The 19,700-nt window shown below is 68.0% G+C and carries 14 protein-coding genes; 3 read left to right on the forward strand and 11 right to left on the reverse strand.

What is annotated here, in order from left to right; translation table 11 throughout:
- Window positions 1-2: 2 nt before the first annotated feature.
- Together OG595_RS12930 and OG595_RS12935 are read right to left on the reverse strand one after the other, a co-directional pair.
- A complete protein-coding gene (locus OG595_RS12930; protein WP_329271319.1) occupies window positions 3-3,557 on the reverse strand; it encodes an nSTAND1 domain-containing NTPase in 3,555 nt (1,184 codons plus the stop codon).
- A gap of 234 nt (window positions 3,558-3,791) precedes the next feature.
- On the reverse strand, window positions 3,792-4,253 hold the full coding sequence (locus OG595_RS12935; protein ID WP_329271321.1) for an ATP-binding protein: 462 nt from the start codon (window positions 4,251-4,253) through the stop codon (window positions 3,792-3,794).
- Window positions 4,254-4,410: 157 nt separating this feature from the next.
- Between OG595_RS12935 and OG595_RS12940 the strand changes: the two genes are divergently transcribed.
- Both OG595_RS12940 and OG595_RS12945 read left to right on the forward strand, forming a co-directional pair.
- On the forward strand, window positions 4,411-5,286 hold the full coding sequence (locus tag OG595_RS12940; protein ID WP_329271323.1) for a helix-turn-helix domain-containing protein: 876 nt from the start codon (window positions 4,411-4,413) through the stop codon (window positions 5,284-5,286).
- Window positions 5,283-5,495, forward strand: coding sequence for a DUF397 domain-containing protein (locus OG595_RS12945; RefSeq protein ID WP_329271325.1), 213 nt, complete (start codon window positions 5,283-5,285; stop codon window positions 5,493-5,495). The genes OG595_RS12940 and OG595_RS12945 overlap by 4 nt, the downstream gene beginning before the upstream one ends.
- 100 nt (window positions 5,496-5,595) lie before the next feature.
- On the opposite strand, the gene OG595_RS12950 is transcribed toward OG595_RS12945, so the two are convergent.
- From OG595_RS12950 to OG595_RS12970, 5 genes are all read right to left on the reverse strand, one after another.
- Window positions 5,596-5,961, reverse strand: coding sequence for a hypothetical protein (locus tag OG595_RS12950; protein WP_329271328.1), 366 nt, complete (start codon window positions 5,959-5,961; stop codon window positions 5,596-5,598).
- A gap of 151 nt (window positions 5,962-6,112) precedes the next feature.
- A complete protein-coding gene (locus OG595_RS12955; RefSeq protein WP_329271330.1) occupies window positions 6,113-7,708 on the reverse strand; it encodes a type I restriction-modification system subunit M in 1,596 nt (531 codons plus the stop codon).
- Window positions 7,705-9,183: a restriction endonuclease subunit S gene (locus tag OG595_RS12960; protein WP_329282848.1), complete on the reverse strand. Its 1,479-nt coding sequence runs from the start codon at window positions 9,181-9,183 to the stop codon at window positions 7,705-7,707. The genes OG595_RS12955 and OG595_RS12960 overlap by 4 nt, the downstream gene beginning before the upstream one ends.
- 2 nt (window positions 9,184-9,185) lie before the next feature.
- Window positions 9,186-12,848, reverse strand: coding sequence for a type I restriction endonuclease subunit R (locus OG595_RS12965; RefSeq protein WP_329271331.1), 3,663 nt, complete (start codon window positions 12,846-12,848; stop codon window positions 9,186-9,188).
- Between the two features lie 147 nt (window positions 12,849-12,995).
- Window positions 12,996-13,190 (reverse strand): hypothetical protein, encoded by a 195-nt coding sequence (locus tag OG595_RS12970; protein ID WP_006375723.1) that lies wholly within the window; start codon window positions 13,188-13,190, stop codon window positions 12,996-12,998.
- Between the two features lie 174 nt (window positions 13,191-13,364).
- Here OG595_RS12970 and OG595_RS12975 point away from each other — a divergent pair, with 174 nt between their 5' ends.
- Window positions 13,365-15,521, forward strand: coding sequence for a S9 family peptidase (locus OG595_RS12975; RefSeq protein WP_329271334.1), 2,157 nt, complete (start codon window positions 13,365-13,367; stop codon window positions 15,519-15,521).
- A gap of 172 nt (window positions 15,522-15,693) precedes the next feature.
- Here the strand turns inward: OG595_RS12975 and OG595_RS12980 are convergent, their stop codons facing one another.
- The 4 genes from OG595_RS12980 to OG595_RS12995 are packed head-to-tail and all read right to left on the reverse strand — an operon-like array spanning window position 15,694 to window position 19,690.
- Window positions 15,694-16,794, reverse strand: coding sequence for an ABC transporter ATP-binding protein (locus OG595_RS12980; protein ID WP_329271335.1), 1,101 nt, complete (start codon window positions 16,792-16,794; stop codon window positions 15,694-15,696).
- Entirely contained in the window at window positions 16,778-17,770 is a 993-nt protein-coding gene (locus tag OG595_RS12985) for an ABC transporter ATP-binding protein (RefSeq protein WP_329271337.1), read from the reverse strand. The genes OG595_RS12980 and OG595_RS12985 overlap by 17 nt, the downstream gene beginning before the upstream one ends.
- Before the next feature lie 8 nt (window positions 17,771-17,778).
- Window positions 17,779-18,774 (reverse strand): ABC transporter permease, encoded by a 996-nt coding sequence (locus OG595_RS12990; RefSeq protein ID WP_329271339.1) that lies wholly within the window; start codon window positions 18,772-18,774, stop codon window positions 17,779-17,781.
- Window positions 18,767-19,690, reverse strand: a complete 924-nt coding sequence (locus OG595_RS12995; RefSeq protein ID WP_329271341.1) for an ABC transporter permease — start codon at window positions 19,688-19,690, stop codon at window positions 18,767-18,769. Before OG595_RS12995 ends, OG595_RS12990 begins: the two co-directional genes overlap by 8 nt.
- Window positions 19,691-19,700 lie beyond the last annotated feature (10 nt).

Raw genomic sequence — 19,700 nt, forward strand, 5'->3', positions numbered from 1 at the left:
GGTCACGCGGGGTCGAGCGGCAGCAGATGATGCCGCCGCTCCTCGCGGGTGAGGGTACGGAAGACCCTTCCCCGGGCGACCGCCTCCAGCCGGTCATAGTCCGGCTCGGCCCGCCACACGCGCGCCGTCCCGTCGGCCGATCCCGTGAGCAGCCTCGTGCCGTCCGGGGACCAGGCCACGGAGGTCACCTTGTCCTGGTGCACACCGACGACGGCGATCTCCTCGAAGGTGGCAGCGGACCAGACCCGTACGGTGCGGTCGTCGGCGCCCGTGGCAATGTGTCGGCCGTCGGGTGACCAGGCAACGGCACGAAGCCGTCCCTCATGTCCCTTCAGCACCTCGATGCGCCGCCCGGTGGGGACGTCCCACACGGCTGCCGTCCAGTCGCCGGAAGCGGTGGCGATCCTCGTCTCGTCCGGGGACCAGGCCGCGTCCTCCACGTAGTTGTCGTGGCCGCGCAGCACTGTGAACTGCCGCCCCTCCCCGATGTCCCATAGTCGGCACGTCCGGTCGTCGGAACAACTGGCGAGTAGGCGTCCGCTCGGCGACCAGGCCACGCGCCCCACCCAGTCCTGGTGTTCCGTCAGTTCCAACAGCTCGGTCCCGTCCGGCGCGGACAGGACACGCACCGTGCCGTCGTGGCCGCCAGTGGCGATGCGTCCGCCGTTCGGCGACCAGGCACACCCCTCGACGACCTCACCCTGCCGTTCGAACACTGTGCCGCCGCGCCCGTCGGTCATTCGGAACAGGCCGTCGTTGGTGCCGAACGCAAGCCGTTGCCCGTGCGGGGCCCAGGCGACGGCCCACACCCGGGCCTCCAACTCCGTCACCGGTCCCGCCGGAGCACCGGTGGCCGCGTCCCACACCCGTACGGTGCCGTCGTCCGAAGCCGTGGCGAAGAGGGCACCGTCCCCGGACCACGCGGCCTGGTTGACCGGGGCTCGGTGGCCGTCGGCCAGTACGGCCTCGGCGCCACGAGGGCGCAGGTCCCACACCATGCCGGTACCGTCGGTGGAACTGGTGGCGAGCATGGTCCCGCAGGGTGACCAGGTCACGCCCCACACGGTGTCGGCGTGGCCACGCAGAACAGCCAGGACCTTGGCGTCCTCGGTTCCGACGATGCGCACGGTGCGGTCGGAGGATGCACTGGCCAGCATCCGCCCGTCCGGCGACCAGGCCAGGTTCCACACGTAGTCGGTGTGTCCCCGTACCAGCAGGCGCAGGTCGCCGGTCCCAGCGTCCCAGATACGGGCGGTGTGGTCCCCGGAGCCGGTTGCGATCTGCCGACCGTCCGGCGACCAGGCGATGCCTTCGACGAAGTCGGAGTGCCCGGTGAGTGTGACGGCCGCTCGTCCGGTCGTCAGGTCCCACACGATCGCGGTCTGGTCGTGTGAGGCGGAGGCAAGGCGGTTGCCTTCCGGCGACCAGGCCACACCCCACACGTCCTCGCCGTGCCCGTCCAGTTCGTGCACGAGCCGTCCGGTATCGGCCTCCCAGACCCGCACGATCCGATCCTTGCAACTCGCCGCCAGATGCTGCCCGCTCGGCGACCAGGCCACCTGTCGGTTGATGTCTCCGGCTCCCGTGAGCAGCCGAACCGGCTCCCCCGACGTGGCGTCCCAGATGCGTACGACACGGTCACGGCCGGCGGTCGCCACTCGCGCCGAGTCCGCCGACCAGGCGACGGACTCGACCATGACCCCGTCGCAGGGCAACACCAGCAGACTGCGCCCGGACCGTGCGTCGTGAACGCGGGCCGTGCCGTCTCTGGACGCCGTGGCCAGCATGCGCCCGTCGGGGGACCACGCGATGTGCCGAACAGTGTCGGTGTGCCCGTCGAGCCGGGAACGGAGGTGACTCGCTGCCAGCACCGCCATCAGTCCGCGCCGGGCCGAGGGTGTGGGCGTGCATTCGCCGAGCGCGGCGAGCGAGAGCAGCAGGGAGCGCTCCGGCTCGCTCTCCGCGCTGACAAGGACTTGACGGCCGATACTTTCGGAGACCCGGCTCAGGAAGGTCAGGTCGTGGCGCTGTGAGGACTCGACGAGAGCGCGGGTGGGCGTGGACGCCTGCCCGGACTCCTCCAATGCTTCGAGCCAGCGCCGGGCAACCGTGAGGCGCTCCCCGGTGAGGAGATAGTCGTCGCTGCGTCCGGCCCGCTCCCAGTCGGCCGCCCATCGCTCCAGTTCGGCGCGCTCGCGAAGTCGTTCGGCCCGCGCCTCGACCTCCTGCCGCAGCGGGGCCCACTGTCGGAACAAGGCTTCGTGCGTCACCTGCGCATAAGGCTCCCTGACGGGTGCGGAACCGCCGCCCGCCGCGTCCGTACGCAGGAGCCGCGCCTCGACGAAGGCATCGACCACATACCGGTCCCGGTCATCGAGTTCGGACAACGGCACATGGCGTCGGGCCACGTCCTGGCCCTCGACTGTGACGAATCTGAGCAGGACGCGGAGGACTGAGTCGATACCCACACCCTCGCCGAGCCCGGTCACGGTGTTGTCCGCCTGGCGCGCCAGCGCGCCAGGCACTCCGCCGAGCCGCCGGTACAACTCCTCGGTGACAGTCCCGCCAGGGCCGGAGGCGAAGTACAACTCCTGGAGGAGGTAGGCGAGCAGCGGTAGTGCGTCGTCCGTCCCGGTCTCACTCACGATGGAGTCGACGACTCCGGGCTCGAAGCTGAGGCCGACGAGGGCGCCAGGTCGCTCCACAACGTCGGCGAGCTGTGCTCTGCCCAATGTGCCGATGGCGACGGGATGTTGAAGGAGTTCCGCGTGTCCGGTGCCAAGGAGCCGACCGAGGAGGTCCACCCGGAGAGTGACCAGCACACGGACCGCCGAGTCCTGTTCCACGCAGATACGTAATGCTTCAAGGAACTGGGCGCGTTCACGCTCACCCGCCAGGGTGACGATCTCCTCGAACTGGTCGACGACGAGGAGTATCCGCCGGAACCGGCCGCCACGCAGCCGTGACAGCTCGGCACGCAGAGCGTCCGGCCCCTGGCGCAGCCTGCGCAGTACGGCACTCGCCGGTTCCTGCCCGTCGGCGACGGCCGCCAGCGCGCCCGCGAGAGCACCCAGCGGGTTGGGTCCGGGGGCGAAGGCCGGTACGACGGTCCAGCGGCGCTCCCGAAGCCGGGGCATCACCCCGGCCCTGACCAGTGAGGACTTCCCGCTCCCGGACGCCCCGATCAGCACCAGGAACCGGTCCCCGGGGCGGTTCGCGGTGGAATTCAGCCTTCGGGCCAGCTCGGCGGCCTGTGTGTCCCTGCCGAAGTAGACGGCTGCCTCGTCCTCGTCGAATGCGTCGAGGCCCGGGTACGGAACCCGCTGACGCGGCCACACGGTCCGGGGCGGCGCGGGATTCTCCAGCCGGTAGACGACGACCTGCCCGACCACCAGCGCCACGATCAGCAGCCCGATAGCCGGGACGGAGAACCGCTGAATCGCCTCCAGTACCCAGGGAGCCTCATCGGTGCTGGTCGCGTAGTTGGTGGCGATCCCCAGTAAGCAGGCCACGAGAGCCAGCATGATCTGGAGCGCGACCTGAAAGCGGTTCCTCACCCGGCACCGCTCCCGACCATGTCGCCACCCGCCAGCACCGCTCAGCCCCCGTTTCACCAGCCTCGAACCGCCGGCACCGCGTCATCCGCCCGCTCCCCCTTGTCCCGGTGGGGCGGGGCGCTCATGACCATCTTCAGGGGCTTCGCAGGCGCGTTCAACAGTGCGTACGGGTTTCGGCCAGGCAGGCCGCAGCGTGCCGGATCCCGCGCAAGCCGGGAATCACCAGGGCGCGTCCTACGTCAGGTGTTCGCGTTTCGAGGCCATCGCATCCGATGGGAGTACGACCTCGGCCCACACCGTTTTACGCGGGCGCAGCACTGGCTCCCACCCCCAACGGTCGGCAAGCGCCTCCACCAGGGCGAGGCCCCGCCCGGACTCCGCGTCGTCGGACGGAGGTTGAGGACACGGCGGTCGGTCACCACACGTGTCAGTCACCTCGATGCGCAAGGTGGCGCCGATGACGTACACCGTGAGCCGGAAGTCGCGGCCCGGGACGCGTCCGTGGGTGGCCGCGTTCGCTGCCAGTTCGGCGACGATCTGGCGGGCTGGGTCCAGAGGGAGTCCCCAGGAGCGGAGTTGCTCGGCGGTGAGCAGCCGGGCCAGGCGGGCGCCACGGGGTGTGGGGGACAGGCGCACGCTGAAGTTGCGGAAGGCGTCTACGGGTTGGGCCTCGGGGGCGGCGATTTGTTGGTTCACATCACTCAGAGTGGCCGTATATGCCTACCGTGATCAGTGACTTCGCTGTTGCGTACGGTGACTGTCCGGAGCTTGTCCGGTCGTGTCCGGGCTGTCGGGACGGGGCGTACGGGTAGGGGCGGGGCAGTACAGCGCGGTACGACGGAGGGGCGCGGGCATGAGCGTGGACAGTGACGCGGGGCAGCTCAAGGGTGAGGCGGACGAGCCGGGTTGGGAGGTGGACCCGGACGACGAGTGGGGTGTGGCGGTCGTGGCGACCGTCGGACGTCAGTTGAAGCTGCGGCGCGAGGCAGCGGGGATGCGGGCCGCCGACTTCGGCAGGGCGCTCGGGTACGGCGAGGACATCGTCTACAAGATCGAAGGCGGGAAGCGCATCCCCCGGCCCGAGTACATGGTGAAGGCCGACGAGCTGCTGGGGGCGGGCGGGCTGCTCTCCGCGATGAACGAGGACTTGGAGAAGGTCCGGTACCCGAAGAAGGTACGGGCCATCGCGAAGATGGAGGCGAAGGCGGTGGAGGTCGGGGTATACGAGTGCAGCAACATCGTCGGCCTGTTGCAGACGCCTGAGCATGCGCGAGCATTGTTCGAGGTGTGGCAACCGTCGTACTCAAAAGAGGAGATGGAACGTCGCGTGTCGGCTCGTATGGCCCGCCAGTCGATCTTCGACCGTGACCCCGCCCCCGCCCTCAACTTCGTCCAGGAAGAAGCAACGCTCCGACGCCGAGTCGGAGGCACAATGGAGCGACGACAGCAGTTCGAACGCCTGCTAGAGATGGGACGGTTGCGCAACGTCACGCTTCAGGTGATGCCGATGGACAGTGCACCCCACCCCGGTATGGGTGGCAGGATTGAGTTGCTGAAGTTCGCGGACGGCACGGCGGTTGGGCGCTCCGACGGCGCGTTCAACGGCCGCCCGATTTACGAACCGAAGCAGCTGAGGATCCTTGAGCTGCGGTTTGGCACCATTCGGGCACTGGCTCTCCCACCGGGGGAGTCACTGACCCTCATCGAACAACTGCTGGGAGAAACATGATCCGCAAGACCTCCGCCGGGGACGCCTCCGAACTGGCGTGGTTCAAGAGCAGCTACAGCAGCGGTCCAGACGGCGACTCATGCGTCGAGATCGCCACCACTCCCGGCACCATCCACGTACGTGATTCCAAGATCGTCGTGGACGGCCCCCATCTGGCCTTCACCCCTGCCACTTGGACCGCTTTCGTGCCGTACTCGACCGGACGCTAACCGACTCGCCGCGTGGGCACGGCGAGCCCGGCCTCCCAGGCGTTCGGATCGGGCTCTCAAGCCCAGCCTGTGATGTCATCCTCAATGCCTTGCCGTTCGTTCACCACAAAGCGACTCCGGCCTCCTCAGCTGCCGTGTCGAGTATGCGAGTGACAGCTGCCTGGGCCTTGCGGAAAGCGTCCTCCGGGGCGCTCGGATCGGCGATGGTCCGCTCGGCCTCGCGCATCATGCGCGCCTGCTCGGGGTGGCGCTCGATGGCGACGAGCGTTGCCCACTTCTCCAGGAACAGCCGCATCGGTGTGATCGACGAGAGCTGGATGGCATGCTCGGAGGCTTCACCAAGGTCACGGTCGAACACGGGAAGCCTGGCGAGCACCACCTGGTTGACTGCCTGACGCAGGGCGTCGCGGGTGCTCAGCGGCTGCGGGATGAGCGGTGGCCGTGTTTCTGCGTGCCGTTTACTCATGCGCGTTCTCCATTCGACGCTGCTCGTCACGACCCAGGACGCCCGCGCACGCGGAAGACGAGTCGTTCAAGAGCCGGTCCCTTGAATGGCACGGGTGACTATCGCGCGCGATCTGGCTCCACTCATCCCCTCTCAAGGCCGAAGGCTCGGTCTACTCGATCTCCGCCTCCGGTACATCGACCTCGGCGCCCAGGGAGCGGGCGATGGCCGTGAACTCGTTCAGGGCGGCCTGAAGGTCGCGGACGATCTCCTCTGCGATCACCTCGGGCGCCAGACCGCTGTCGGCGTCGTCAAGGGCCGGATCCTTCATCCAGGTGATGTCGAGGTTGACCTTGTCGCGAGCGATCAAATCCTCGTAACTGAACTTCCTGAACGGCCCGTTGTCGTCCTCGGACTCGACGCGGGAGGACCTGGGCTCGCCGACGCGGTAAGCCGCCACAAAGTCGTCTAGGTGAGCTCGGGTGAGGGGGCGCTGTTTGAGCGTGAAGTGCTGGCCGACGCGGAAGTCGTAGATCCAGGTCTCGATGGTGTGCGGCTTGCCGTCGGCGCGCGGGGGCTTCTTGTCGAAGAAGAGGACGTTGGCCTTCACGCCACCGGCGTAGAAGATGCCTGTCGGCAGGCGCAGGATGGTGTGGAGGTCGAACTCGTCGAGCAGCTTGCGCCGGACCTTTTCACCGGCCCCGCCCTCGAAGAGGACGTTGTCGGGCAGGACGACAGCGGCGCGTCCACCAACTGCCGTGAGCGACATGATGTGTTGCAGGAAGTTCAGCTGCTTGTTCGTGGTCGTCGCGGTGAAGTCGTCACGGTCGTACTGAATGTCCTCCTTCTCGACATCGCCGTCCTGGCCGATCACGGTGATTGCGGACTTGCGGCCGAAGGGAGGGTTGGCGAGGACGAGGGTGGCATGCCGTCCGCTGGGCTTCTCGGCGAGCGCGTCGCCGACGCTGATAAGACTGGGCCCGTCGCTCTTGCCGATGCCATGGAGGAGCATGTTCATCGCAGCGAGGCGGGCGGTGCCAGTGACGAGTTCGTTGCCCCAGATCTTGCGGCCACTGTCGTAGGCCATCCGCTCGTCCAGCGACATTTTCTTCATGTGGTGGTCGCGGATGTAGGAGTGAGCCGCGATGAGGAAGCCGCCGGTACCGCAGGCCGGGTCGGTGACGGTGTCGTCAGGACCGGGCTGAGTGACGTCGACCATCGCGTCGATGAGCGCGCGGGGCGTGAAGTACTGGCCGGCGCCGGTCTTGGTATCCGAGGCCCCCTTGTTCAGCAGCCCCTCGTAGGCGTCGCCCTTGAGGTCCGCACCCTGGAGAGTCCACTCCTCCCGGCCGATCAGCTCAACGACCAGCTTCTCCAAGAGGGCGGGCTTGGTGATGCGATTCTGGGCGCCGTCGAAAATCGTTCCGATGGTGGTCTTGGGGTGGCGGCCCAGGTGTTCGAGAGTGTCGGTGTAGTGCTTCTCCAACTCGACACCACGCTTGCCCACGAGTGACTGCCAGTTGTACTCGGCGGGAACGATCCCGCTCATGTCCTGGCCGCCCCAGGGGTCGCTCTGAATCTCGTCCACCATCTTGAGGAAGAGCAGGTACGAGAGCTGCTCGACGTACTCGATGGTGGACATGCCGTTGTCGCGGAGGACGTTGCAGTAGTTCCAGAGCTTGGAGACCAGGGTGTTCGTCTGGGCGACGGCCTTGGCCTTCTCGGCGGGCTCTGTTGCGGGCTGCGGGACGTCTGCTGGGGCGGTCACAGGTCGAACTCCTGCTGTACGGCGAGGGCGGGGGCGGAGGTTGGCTCGGGGGCGGGAACCTGGGAAGGCATCTTGGCCGTGGCCCGGCGGGAACGCCTGGCCGCCGGTTGGGCAGCACGCTCGGCGGTGATGCGGGCGAGCAGATCCGCAGCGGGTTCGTCATGCACGTCTTGGTGCACGAGCCCCCCTTCGAATGCCTTACGCAGGAGAGCGTTGCGCAGTGCCCTGCCTCGCCTCAGCACTTGCTCGCTCGCCTCTCGGGCATGCCTCAGTTGGACAAGGCGCACTTCGATTCGCTCTACCATTCCCTGCTGCTCAGCCTGTGGAGGCACAGGAACCGGGAGGTTCTTAATCTTGGTCAGGCTGATGGAAGCAAGGTTCGTACTCTGCTTACCATTGACCTCAAACCACTTCGCCGCGCCATTCGCATACCACGACAATAGTTCCGGTTTGAGTAGATCTTGATGAATCCTGGCCCTGAAAACATGGTTCTGATGAATTACGTCAGGAACCTGTCCCTGCCAGATCCATCCCCTGCCCAGCTTGTCGCGGTCACCTCCCTCGTTCATCAGCACGTCTCCGGATTTCAACCGCAGTTGATCCGCCTTCTTCTGCGGGACTCGGATCATCGCGATGTGGTCGAGTTCAAGGTGACCGCGCTGGACATTCGCGACGCGAAGGTACGGCACCTCGGGGAACTGCGGATCGGATTGCTTCTTCGCGTCCTTCGTCACCCCGCCGACCACCTCGGCCAAATCCCCGAGGCGCATCCACTGCCAGCCCGAGGGGATTCTGGGAAGCTCCCCGTCAATCGAGTTGGTCACGGCAGGAAACGGCGCGGCTGGTTCGTCAGGCTTCAGGGAGACGCCAGCCATGAAGTCGGTGGCCTTGTCGAGTAGGCGGCTGATGCGTTTCAGAGCTCCGCGAACACTCCCCTCAGCCGCTTCAAGCCGAGACAACTGCTCTTCGAGGGCCTCGACAATGCGATGCTGCTCCACGAGCGGCGGCAAGGGAACCGGAATCTCACGGATCCGCTGCTGCGGCAGATGCTTGATGGTGCTGCCGGTCGCAAACCGCGTCAGCCGTCCGGAAATAGCCGCATATTCAAGGTAGTAGCGAAGATACTTGGTATCCAGCGCCCACGACGGACGCACACGATGCAACGCCTTCTGGTAAGCGATCGGCTCATCCGCATTCCAGATGGCGCACCGGCCGATCTCTCCACCTTCGCAGACGACCAGATCGCCCTTCGCCACCGTGAACCGACCAATCTCGTCCGGTTCGATGTCCATCGTCAGTAGATCGCCAGTATCAATCCTGCCCCACTGGACATTGATGTTGCGCAGGTATGGCGTTGGATTCAGGCCAGTGGACTGCTTCCTGTCCAACATCTTGCCGAGCGCCGTATCAGCAATGTCCCCCAGCTCAGCCCAAGCCCACCCCGCCGGAAGTTCCCGCTCCCCATCCATACTCACGCTCAAGCCAGTTCCTGATTCAGCTCAGCCAACAGTTCCAACGCCTTGTCCTTGTCCCCGAACGCCTTCATGAAGCCTCGGCCTCCGCCGCGCTCGGAGAAAGGCGCGTGTCCGAAGTCTCCCGGCTCGATGCCGATGTCGGCGGCGATGGCGTTCTTGATGCGGTCCAGCCACCACAGCTGGTCCTCCGTGAACTCCACGCCCGCTTGTTGCTGCCGCATCAGCCAGCCCTCGAAGCGCTCCTCGACCACCGTACGGTACGGGCGCAGCTCGTCGTCGGCGCCGAGCTCGAAGCGGATGAGCCGCAGGAGGTCGCCGAGTCCAGCCTCCTTGCCCGGGCTCGCGGCGGCCTTGCCGAGTTGGTCGTAGTGGTCCCAGAGGACACCTGTCGTCCAGGAACGATTCGTCGCCCGGATCCTGCCCGCGAGTTCCTTCAGTGCGTCCCGTGCCTCGCGCGGAGTGAACCGGCGCGTACCACTTCCCAGCGCGACCCTGATCGCCGCGTTCTCGTCCCGCTGCTCCTTCGTGAGGAGCGTGTTCCACTCGGCGAGCTCCTTGCGGGCCCGTTCTTCTCGCGGGACCTCCGTCAGTGCAGTTATCCGCACCTCTGTCGTCTCGTCGTACGTCAGGTCCTGCTGGTGGCGGATCTCCAGGATCAGCTTGCGCAGCTCCGGCCGGGAGGTCAGCGGGGACACCGCGTCCTGGACCAGTTTCCGGGCGAGTTCGGAACCACCCTCATGCCGGGCTCGGTCCTGGGTGTCGACGTCCACCGCGTCGGCGATACGACGGGCGATGTCAGCCAGAGAGGCTCCCCCGGACGTCTGCGTCAGCAGTCCTCTCTCCTCCTGCCCGAGCTGACGGTCGATGCGGGCCAGCCGACGCCCCAGCGTCTCCGCCTCGTCTGCCGTCAACGACAGCGTGCCGGCCTTGTCGAGTAGCTTCGCCAGCGACACGCCTCGCTGCTCCCCCGCCGGGATCAGCGGCCTGGCGTCCACAAGAGGCGAGTCGGTGACGCCCACCGCGTCGATCAGTACGAACCGGTCCTTGGCCAGGTCCGGCGCCGCCTCCGGCGTAACCGCCTTCAGCTCGTCCGCGTCGATGGAACGGGCGCCCCGGCCCTTCATCTGCTCGAAGAGCACCGGGCTCTTCACCGCGCGGAGGAATATCACGCATTCGAGGGGCTTCACGTCTGTGCCCGTGGCGATCATGTCGACCGTCACCGCGACGCGCAGCCTGGGCGAGTTGCGCAGATCGTTGATGAGCGAGTCGGGGTCGTCCCCGTTCTCGCGCGACCGATAGGTGATCTTCTTCGCGAACTCGTCGCCCCGGCCGAAGATCTCCTTGACCTGCTTGAGCACCTCTTCCGCGTGGTCGTCGCCAGCCGCGAAGACGAGGGTCTTGGGGAGGTCGGCACGGCCCGGGAACCAGCGCTGCCAGTTGTTCTTGTACGTCGTCAGGACGGCCCGGATCTCGTCCTCGGAGATCACCGTGCGGCCGAGCTGCGAGGTCGTGTAGGTGAAGTCCTCGTCGAGTTCCTCGTAGCGCTGGGCGCGCGTCTGCCGGTCGCGGATGCGGACGGTCGTGCCAGCCTCGATCTTCGCACCGCCGTCCTCGCGCAGGTCGGTGTTGAGGCGAACGATGTCGAAGTCGACGTTGACGCCGTCGGCCACGGCCTGCTCGTACGTGTACTGCGAGACCTGGTTGTTGTCGAAGAAGCCTTTGGTCTGGCGGGTGGGCGTGGCCGTGAGGCCGACGAGGTGGGCGTCGAAGTACTCCAGGACTCCGCGCCACAGGCCGTAGATGGAACGGTGGCACTCGTCGATCACGATCACGTCGAAGGACTCGATCGGGATGTCCGGGTTGTACTCGACCGTGATCGGCTCGTCCGCCTCGTAGGTCTCGTCCAGGGCCGAGGTGGAAGTCGCCGGGGTCGAGGTCGTCGCGATCCCGGTGTTCCCACCGCCCTCAGCGTTTTCCTCGCTGTCCTTACCGTCTTCCCGGTCCGCAGCCCCCGGCTCGTCCGTGATCGCCTCGCCCTTGAGGAGGGCGTACATCCGCTGAATCGTGGAGATCACCACGGAGGACGTCTCCTGGATCCCGCCCCGGCCCAGCATGTCGACGTTGTAGAGGTCCGTGAGCTTCCGGTTCTCGTCCGGTGTGCGGTACTTGTCGAACTCCGCGTGTGCCTGGCGGCCGAGGTTGTTGCGGTCAACGAGGAATAGAACCCGGCGGGCGCCCGCGTGACGCAGCAGGCGGTAGGTCTCGGTGACCGCCGTGAAGGTCTTGCCCGCTCCCGTCGCCATCTGGATCAGGGCACGGGGGCGGTCTGCGGCCAGAGAGCCTTCCAGGCCCGTGATGGCGTCGACCTGGGCCATCCGTAGACCGTGCGTCTCCAGGAGCGGCATGCTCGTGCGCAGGGCTGCCCGGAAGGTGGGCGATTCCGGGTTCTCGTCGGACGTCCTCATCCAGGCGGCGAGGGTCTCGGGGCGGTGGAAGGCGAAGACTTCGCGGGAGCGGGCGTCAGGGTCGACACGGTTGACGAAATACGTCTCCGTGCCCGTGGTGGCGTAGCGGAAGGCGAAGGGCTCCTCGCGGCGCCATACGGCCATCGCGTGTTCCTTGAGCACGCCCGCCGCGTACCGCTCGTTCTGGGCGAGGGCTCCGGCGAGCGGTGTTCCCTCGCGCTTGGCCTCGATGACGCCGACGATCCGGCCGTCGACGTACAGGACGTAGTCGGCACGGCCTGTGGCGACGGTGAACTCGCGGATGGCGACTCCCCTGCCCGCCAGCGGGTTGGCGTCCGTCTTGTCCTGGATCAGCCAGCCCGCGTCGGAGAGCATCGCGTCGATCCTCACACGCGCCTGGACCTCGTTGAGCGGCGCGGGGCGCTGGGCGCGCTCCACGATGGCGTCCCGGGCGGCGGAGGCGACCTTGCGGGGCCGGAGGCGCTCACGGTCGTACCGCTGCTGGTGCGTGACACGCAGCTCGGCGACCTGAGCCGTCAACTCTTCGATCCGGGCGGCGTCCGCGGCCCTGGTCTGCTCGGCGCGGGCGATGAGAGCCTCGGACTCGGCGCGGGCCCTACGTGCGGCCTCCAGGCGGTCGCTGGTCTCCGACAGCTTGATCCGCGACTCGGCAAGCGCACTGCGGTGCCCCTGCAACGCCTTCTGGAGTTCGGCGATCTCCTCGGGGTCGGCGGCCGGCATCTCGACCGGGAGCGTCGGCGGGACGAACGCGGCGACGGTCCGCGTCCCGCCCATGGCACGGTCGAAGAGATCGCCCAGCTGCCAGCACAGCTCCAGCGCTTCGAGCGCCTTCGTCGTATCGAAGAGATGATTGTGCGCGGCGTCGTTACGGCCCCGGCGCAACTTGTCGAAGGCGCCACGGCTCCAGCCAACGAGCACGCCCTCCCGGGTCAGCGCGTTGAGGCGGTCGACCTGCCGGGTGCCCTCGACGCGCGTACCGGTCCGGGTGACGAACTCCTCGGCCAGGACCTCGGCGAACTGCCCGGCGCTGACGTACGCGGCGTTCGGGTTGGTCAGGACGGTGAGTTCCGCCTGCGACCCGTAGATCGCCAGGAGCGGCTGATACCCGTACAGGCGCCCGAAGTTGGGTGATGCCTTCGCCAGCTCACGGAGCCGATCGTCAGCGTTGTGTCCGTCCACGCGCCCCCGCCTCGACCTTCGCTTGACCCAATTCCGTCAAGCTTACGGTCGTGGGCGGGCCGAGTGACGCGGAACACGTCACCGGGGTCGGGCTCCGGCCATCAACCTTCCGGAGCCCACCCACCGGCGCTGCTCAGCAGACGCCGGTCAGAACTTCAGGTCGCCGATCATGCCCGCGATGCTTGTCGTCAGGTCGCTGATCGTCGGGGCGAAGGTCGATGAGGCCATGTAGAACCCCAGCAGCATGCACACCACCGCATGCCCTCCCTTGAGACCCGACTTCTTGATCAGCAAGAAGACGATGATCGCCAGCAGCACTACCGCCGAAATCGAGAGCGCCACGGCGGCTCACCTCCAAAGGGCCCAGGGACCGGGGGTCGGACTATGGGGGCAGGAAATCCATACAGTGGCCAGCAGGTTCATACCCACTTGCCGCCAGTGATCATAACTATTCGCCCGCGCGCATCGGTCGGCGCACGGCCGCACAAGGGGGCGCATGGCCAATATGGTCGAGGCATGACGACCGAGCCTGTGTCCTTCCCCCGTCGGCACGCCCGCACCCAGCGATTCACGCTCGGCGCGCCTCGTGCCTTCACCGTGGCGCCCGACGGTTCGCGGGTCGCCTACCTGCGGTCCTCCGCCGGTGACGACCGGGCGAACAAGCTGTGGGTGCTCGACCTCCCGGAGGGCGGCGGGCGAAGCGGGACGGGGGTCCCCCCGGCCGAGGGCTCGGAGAGGGTCGCCGCCGACCCGTTCGTGCTTCTCGGCGGGGCCGACGAGAACCTGTCCGCCGAGGAGCGCGCGCGTCGGGAGCGCAGCCGTGAGGGCGGCGCCGGGATCGTCGGTTACGCCACCGATTCGGCCGTCGAACTGGCCGCATTCGCCTTGTCCGGGCGGCTTTTCGTGGCCGAACTGCGGGCCGGGACGGTGCGCGAGATCCCCGCCCGGGGGCAGGTGATCGACCCGCGCCCCTCCCCCGACGGACGGCTCGTCGCGTACGTCGCGGACGGCGCCCTGTGCCTCACCGACCTGGCCGGCGAGTGGGCCCGTGTCCTGGCGGAGCCCGAGTCGGAGACGGTGACGTACGGGCTGGCCGAGTTCATCGCGGCCGAGGAGATGGCCAGGTCGCGCGGCTTCTGGTGGTCCCCGGAGTCCGACCGGCTGCTGGTCGCGAGGGCCGACGACGCGCCCGTGAACCGCTGGTGGATCGCCGATCCGGCGCATCCGGAACGCGAGCCGCAGCGGGTCGGGTATCCGGCGGCGGGCACCCCGAACGCGGACGTCCGGCTCTTCGTACTCACCCTTGAGGGGGTGCGCACCGAGGTCGTCTGGGATCGGAAGAAGTACCCCTATCTGGCACGTGTGCACTGGTCAGGGGCGGGTGCGCCGCTGATTCTGGTGCAGTCGCGGGATCAGCGCGGGCAGCTTTTCCTGGCCGTCGACCCGGACACCGGGGTGACCCGGATGGTGCACGCGGAAGAAGATCCACATTGGCTGGATCTTTTCCCCGGTGTGCCCTGCTGGAGCCCGTCCGGACAGCTCGTGCGCATCGCCGACGAGGGCGGCGCCAGGGTGCTGGCGGTCGGCGAACGGCCCCTGACAGGCGCCCAGTTGCACATCCGGGCGGTGCTGGACGTCACGGCCGACGACGTGCTCGTGTCGGCGTCGGCAGGTGAGGCCGCGGTCGGTTCCGAGATCGGCGAAATTCACGTCTACCGAGTGAATGAGCTCGGATTGGAGCGCGTCTCGCAAGAGCCTGGCGTGCACTCGGCGGTTCGCGCCGGGGGCGTGACCGTGCTCGTGTCGGCGGTGCCGGACCGGCCGGGGGCCCAGGTGCAGGTGCTGCGGGACGGGAAGCAGGTGGCGACCGTCACCTCGTACGCCGAAGACCCCGGTTTGTCCCCGCGCGTGACCTTCACCGAGGGGGGCGCACGCCGAATTCCATGCGCCCTGCTTATGCCCACCGACTACGACGGCGTCACTCCCCTCCCTGTCCTCATGGACCCCTACGGTGGTCCGCACGGCCCCCGTGTGGTCGCCGCGCACAACGCGCACCTCACCTCGCAGTGGTTCGCCGACCAGGGTTTCGCGGTGGTCGTGGCCGACGGACGGGGCACGCCGGGGCGGTCGCCCGCCTGGGAGAAAGCCGTCCACGGGGACTTCACGGTGTCGCTGGACGACCAGGTCGACGCCCTGCTCGACCTCGCCGAGCGCCACCCGCTCGACCTCTCCCGGGTGGCGATCCGGGGCTGGTCGTACGGCGGCTGGCTCGCGGGTCTCGCGGTGCTGCGGCGCCCGGACGTCTTCCACGCGGGTATCGCGGGCGCCCCGGTGACGGACTGGCGGCTGTACGACACGCACTACACGGAGCGGTACCTCGGCGACCCGGCGGCGGCTCCGGAGGCGTACGCGAACAGCTCGCTCGTCGGTGACGAAGGCCTCTCGTCACCCGCCGAGCCGCACCGGCCGCTGATGGTCGTCCACGGCACCGCCGACGACAACGTGGTCTTCGCGCACGCGCTGCGGCTCTCCTCGGCCCTGCTGGCCGCGGGCCGCCCGCACGAGGTGCTCCCGCTGTCCGGCGTCACGCACATGACCCCGCAGGAACAGGTCGCCGAGAACCTGCTGCTGCTTCAGGTGGACTTCCTGAAGCGGGCGTTGGGACCGGCGTAGGCCTCGTGCGGGTGTCGTGCGGGCACGGCAACGGGCCGGGGCTACATGGCGAGCCCCGGCCCGTTTACGGCACCCGCACGGCCGTACGTCGTTCAGAGTGGACCGTCCATATATCGAGACCGGGTCGGCCAAGTTGCCTGCGTGTTAACGCGTTTCGTGCATACTTATGCGCTTATTTCACCCCGTCAACAAGATCGTCCGGGGGTTCCGCCGTGGGTACGACATGCTTCTCCTCCGCGAAATGGCAGGCCGAGGCATGCGCCGCCGGACCCGTCGTCAGCCGGAACTCCGCGGGGACCGCCAGCAGCGGAACCTCCAGGGCGCACCGTTCCCGGGCCTTCCAGCAGCGGGTGCGGAAGCGGCAGCCGGAGGGCGGGTTGGCCGGGGAGGGCACGTCACCGGTGAGGATGATGCGCTCCCGGTGTTCACGGGCCTCGGGGTCGGGGACGGGCACGGCGGAGAGGAGCGCCTGGGTGTAGGGGTGCGTCGGATGGTCGTAGATCTCGGCGTCGCGGCCCGTCTCCACGATCCGGCCGAGGTACATCACCCCGACCCGGTCCGAGATGTGCCGCACGATCGACAGGTCGTGGGCGATGAAGACGTACGAGAGGGCGAACTCGCTCTGGAGCCGGTCCAGGAGGTTGATCACCTGCGCCTGCACCGAGACGTCGAGCGCCGACACCGGCTCGTCGGCCACGATGATCTCGGGACGCAGCGCCAACCCCCGCGCGATACCGATGCGTTGACGCTGGCCGCCGGAGAACTGGTGCGGATAGCGGTTGATGTACTCGGGGTTGAGGCCGACCACGTCCAGCAGGTCCTGGACCTTCCGGCGCCGGTCGCCCTTGGGCGCGACCTCGGGATGGATCTCGTAGGGCTCCCCGATGATGTCGCCGACCGTCATCCGGGGGTTGAGGGAGGTGTACGGGTCCTGGAAGACCATCTGGATGTTGCGGCGTACGGCCTTCAGCGCCTTGCCGGACATCCTGGTGATGTCCTCGCCCTTGTACAGAATCGTCCCGGCGGTCGGCTTCTCCAGGTTGACCAGCATCTTGGCGACCGTCGACTTGCCGCAGCCCGACTCGCCCACGATGCCCAGGGTTTCGCCGGCGCCGAGCGCGAAGTCGACTCCGTCGACCGCCCGGACGGCGCCCACCTGCTTCTTGAAGAGGATGCCCTGGGTGAGCGGGTAGTGCTTGACCAGCCCGGTCACTTCGAGAATCGGATCGAGAACCGGCTCAGTGGCCGCGACGGGCTCAGTGGTTGCGGGCATCGAGCGTCTCCTTCCAGAAGAAGCAGGCGCTCCTGCGGACCCCGTCCGCCGAGTCCACCTCGGCGAGCGGGGGTACGTCCGTGCGGCAGATGTCCTGGGCCATCGGGCAGCGCGGGTTGAAGGCGCAGCCCGGCGGGATGTTCATCAGGTTCGGCGGGAGGCCCTTGATGGCGTACAGCTCGCGGCCCTTCTGGTCGAGGCGCGGGATCGACTCCAGCAGGCCCTTGGTGTACGGGTGGGCGGGCGCCTTGTAGATGTCGTGGACCGGCGCCGACTCGACGATCCGGCCCGCGTACATGACGGCGATCCGGTCGGCGACGTCCGCGACGACCCCGAGGTCGTGGGTGATGAGGATCAGGCCCATGTTCAGCTCGCGCTGCAACTCCGCGAGCAGGTCCATGACCTGGGCCTGGACGGTGACGTCGAGAGCCGTCGTCGGTTCGTCGGCGATGATCAGGGCCGGTTCCAGGGCCAGCGCCATGGCGATCATGATGCGCTGGCGCATGCCTCCGGAGAACTGGTGCGGATAGTCCCGTACACGCTGGGCGGCGGCCGGGATGCGGACGCGGTCCATCAGCTCGACCGCCTTGGTCCTGGCGTCCTTCCGGGACATTCCGCGGTGGACCGTGAACATCTCGCCGAGCTGTTCGCCGACGGAGAGGACCGGGTTGAGGGAGGACAGGGCGTCCTGGAAGATCATCGCCATCTTCGCGCCCCGGACCTTGCGGCGGTCCTCCTCCTTGAAGGTGAGCAGGTCCTCGCCCTGGAAGAGGATCTCGCCGCCGGTGATCTTGCCGGGGGGCGTGTCGAGGATGCCCATGACCGCCTGGGCCGTCACCGACTTGCCGGAGCCGGACTCGCCGAGCACGGCGAGGGTCTCGCCCTCGTCCACGGCGTAGGTGACGCCGTTGACGGCCTTGGCGACCCCGTCCCGGGTTCTGAACTCCACGTGGAGGTCGCGTACTTCGAGGAGCATGGCGCCGGTCACCTCAGCTTCGGGTCGAGGGCGTCGCGCACCGCGTCGCCGAGCATGATGAACGCGAGCACGGTGACCGCGAGCGCTCCGGAGGGCCACAGGAGGGCGTGCGGGGCGTTGCGGACGTAGAGGGAGGCCGCGCTGATGTCGATGCCCCAGGAGACCGTGGGCGGCTTCAGACCGACGCCCAGGTACGACAGGGTGGCCTCCAGGGCGATGTACGTGCCGAGCGCGATGGTCGCCACGACGATCACGGGCGCCACGGCGTTGGGCGCGATGTGGCGCAGCAGCATGCGGGAGTTGGAGGCGCCGAGGGCGCGGGCGGCCTGGACGTAGTCGTTCTGTTTGGCGGTGATGACCGAGCCGCGGGCGATCCGGGAGATCTGCGGCCAGCCGAGGAGCACCATGAACCCGATGACCGGCCAGACCGTCGAGCTGGTCACCACGGAGAGCAGGACCAGACCGCCGAGGACGACCGGGATCGCGAAGAAGACGTCGGTGATGCGGGACAGCACCGAGTCCCAGATCCCGCCGAAGAACCCGGCGAGCCCGCCGAGGACCGACCCGAGGACCGCGACCCCGAGCGTGGCGCAGACGCCGACCGTGACGGACGTACGGGCGCCGTAGACCGTGCGCGTGTAGACGTCGCAGCCCTGGCCGTCGTAGCCGAAGGGGTGGCCGGGGCCCGAGCTCTTCTGGGCGTTGGTGAGATCGCACTTCAGGGGGTTGCCGGAGGCGATCAGCGAGGGCCAGATCGAGATGACGACCAGGAAGAGGATGACGAGCGCGGAGATCAGGAAGACCGGGTTGCGGCGCAGGTCCTGCCAGGCGTCGGACCAGAGGGAGCGGGGCTTGTCGGCCGGGTCTCCGCCCCGCCCGGCCCCCGGGCCCTTCTCCAGGGTCTCCGCCTCGCTCGCGGCGAGGTCCATGGCGCCGCCCATGCCGGTCGCGGCGATGGCGCCCTCGGGTGCGCCCGTGTCGCCCGTGGACTGGGGTTCAGGCATAGCGGATCCTCGGGTCGAGTACGGCGTACAGGAGGTCGACGAGCAGGTTGGCGACCAGGAAGACGAGGACGAGGACGGTCACGAAGCCGACGACCGTCTGGGTGTTCTGGCGGAGGATGCCCTGATAGAGCTGGTAGCCGACGCCGTGGATGTTGAAGATCCGCTCGGTGACGATCGCCCCGCCCATCAGCGCGCCGACGTCCGTACCGATGAAGGTGACCACGGGGATCAGGGAGTTGCGCAGCAGGTGGCGGGTGATCACCCGGCGCCTGGGCAGACCCTTGGCGACCGCCGTACGGACGTAGTCGGAGCGTCTGTTCTCCGCGATCGAGGTCCTCGTGAGTCGGGTCACGTAGGCCAGTGAGACCGAGGCCAGGACCAGGCCCGGCACGATCAGTTCGTCGAAGGGGGCGTCCGTCGACACCGATGGCTTGATCCAGCCCCACTCGACGCCCAGCAGGAGCTGGAGGAGCAGACCGGTGACGAAGGTCGGCACCGAGATGACGACCAGGGTGACCAGCAGGACGCCGGTGTCGACGGGCCTGCCCCGGCGCAGGCCCGTGACCACGCCCAGGGTGATGCCGATGACGACCTCGAAGACCACCGCCACGATGGTGAGCCGGATGGTGACGGGGAACGCCGTCGACATCAGCTCGGTGACCTTCTGGCCGTTGAAGGCGGTGCCGAAGTCGCCGGTGAAGACGTTGCCCATGTAGGTCAGGTATTGCTGCCACACGGGCTTGTCGAGGCCGAACTCCTTGCGGAGCTGGGCGGCCGTGGCCGGGTCGCACTGCCGGTCGCCGCAGAGGCCCGCGATGGGGTCGCCCATCACGTTCACCATCAGGAAGATCAACAGTGTGGCGCCGATGAAGACCGGGATCATCTGCAGCAGACGCCGGATCACATACCGTCCCATGAGGGCTCCG

The sequence above is a fragment of the Streptomyces sp. NBC_01451 genome (genome assembly GCF_036227485.1).
Taxonomy (GTDB): Bacteria; Actinomycetota; Actinomycetes; order Streptomycetales; family Streptomycetaceae; genus Streptomyces.

What these genes read in the sequence shown, in the direction of transcription:
- OG595_RS12950 (WP_329271328.1), bottom strand. Translation starts at nt 5,961, where the DNA reads ATGAGTAAACGGCACGCAGAAACACGGCCACCGCTCATCCCGCAGCCG.
- OG595_RS12975 (WP_329271334.1), top strand. Translation starts at nt 13,365, where the DNA reads ATGACGACCGAGCCTGTGTCCTTCCCCCGTCGGCACGCCCGCACCCAG.
- OG595_RS12985 (WP_329271337.1), bottom strand. Translation starts at nt 17,770, where the DNA reads ATGCTCCTCGAAGTACGCGACCTCCACGTGGAGTTCAGAACCCGGGAC.
- OG595_RS12990 (WP_329271339.1), bottom strand. Translation starts at nt 18,774, where the DNA reads ATGCCTGAACCCCAGTCCACGGGCGACACGGGCGCACCCGAGGGCGCC.
- OG595_RS12945 (WP_329271325.1), top strand. Translation starts at nt 5,283, where the DNA reads ATGATCCGCAAGACCTCCGCCGGGGACGCCTCCGAACTGGCGTGGTTC.
- OG595_RS12995 (WP_329271341.1), bottom strand. Translation starts at nt 19,690, where the DNA reads ATGGGACGGTATGTGATCCGGCGTCTGCTGCAGATGATCCCGGTCTTC.
- OG595_RS12940 (WP_329271323.1), top strand. Translation starts at nt 4,411, where the DNA reads ATGAGCGTGGACAGTGACGCGGGGCAGCTCAAGGGTGAGGCGGACGAG.
- OG595_RS12980 (WP_329271335.1), bottom strand. Translation starts at nt 16,794, where the DNA reads ATGCCCGCAACCACTGAGCCCGTCGCGGCCACTGAGCCGGTTCTCGAT.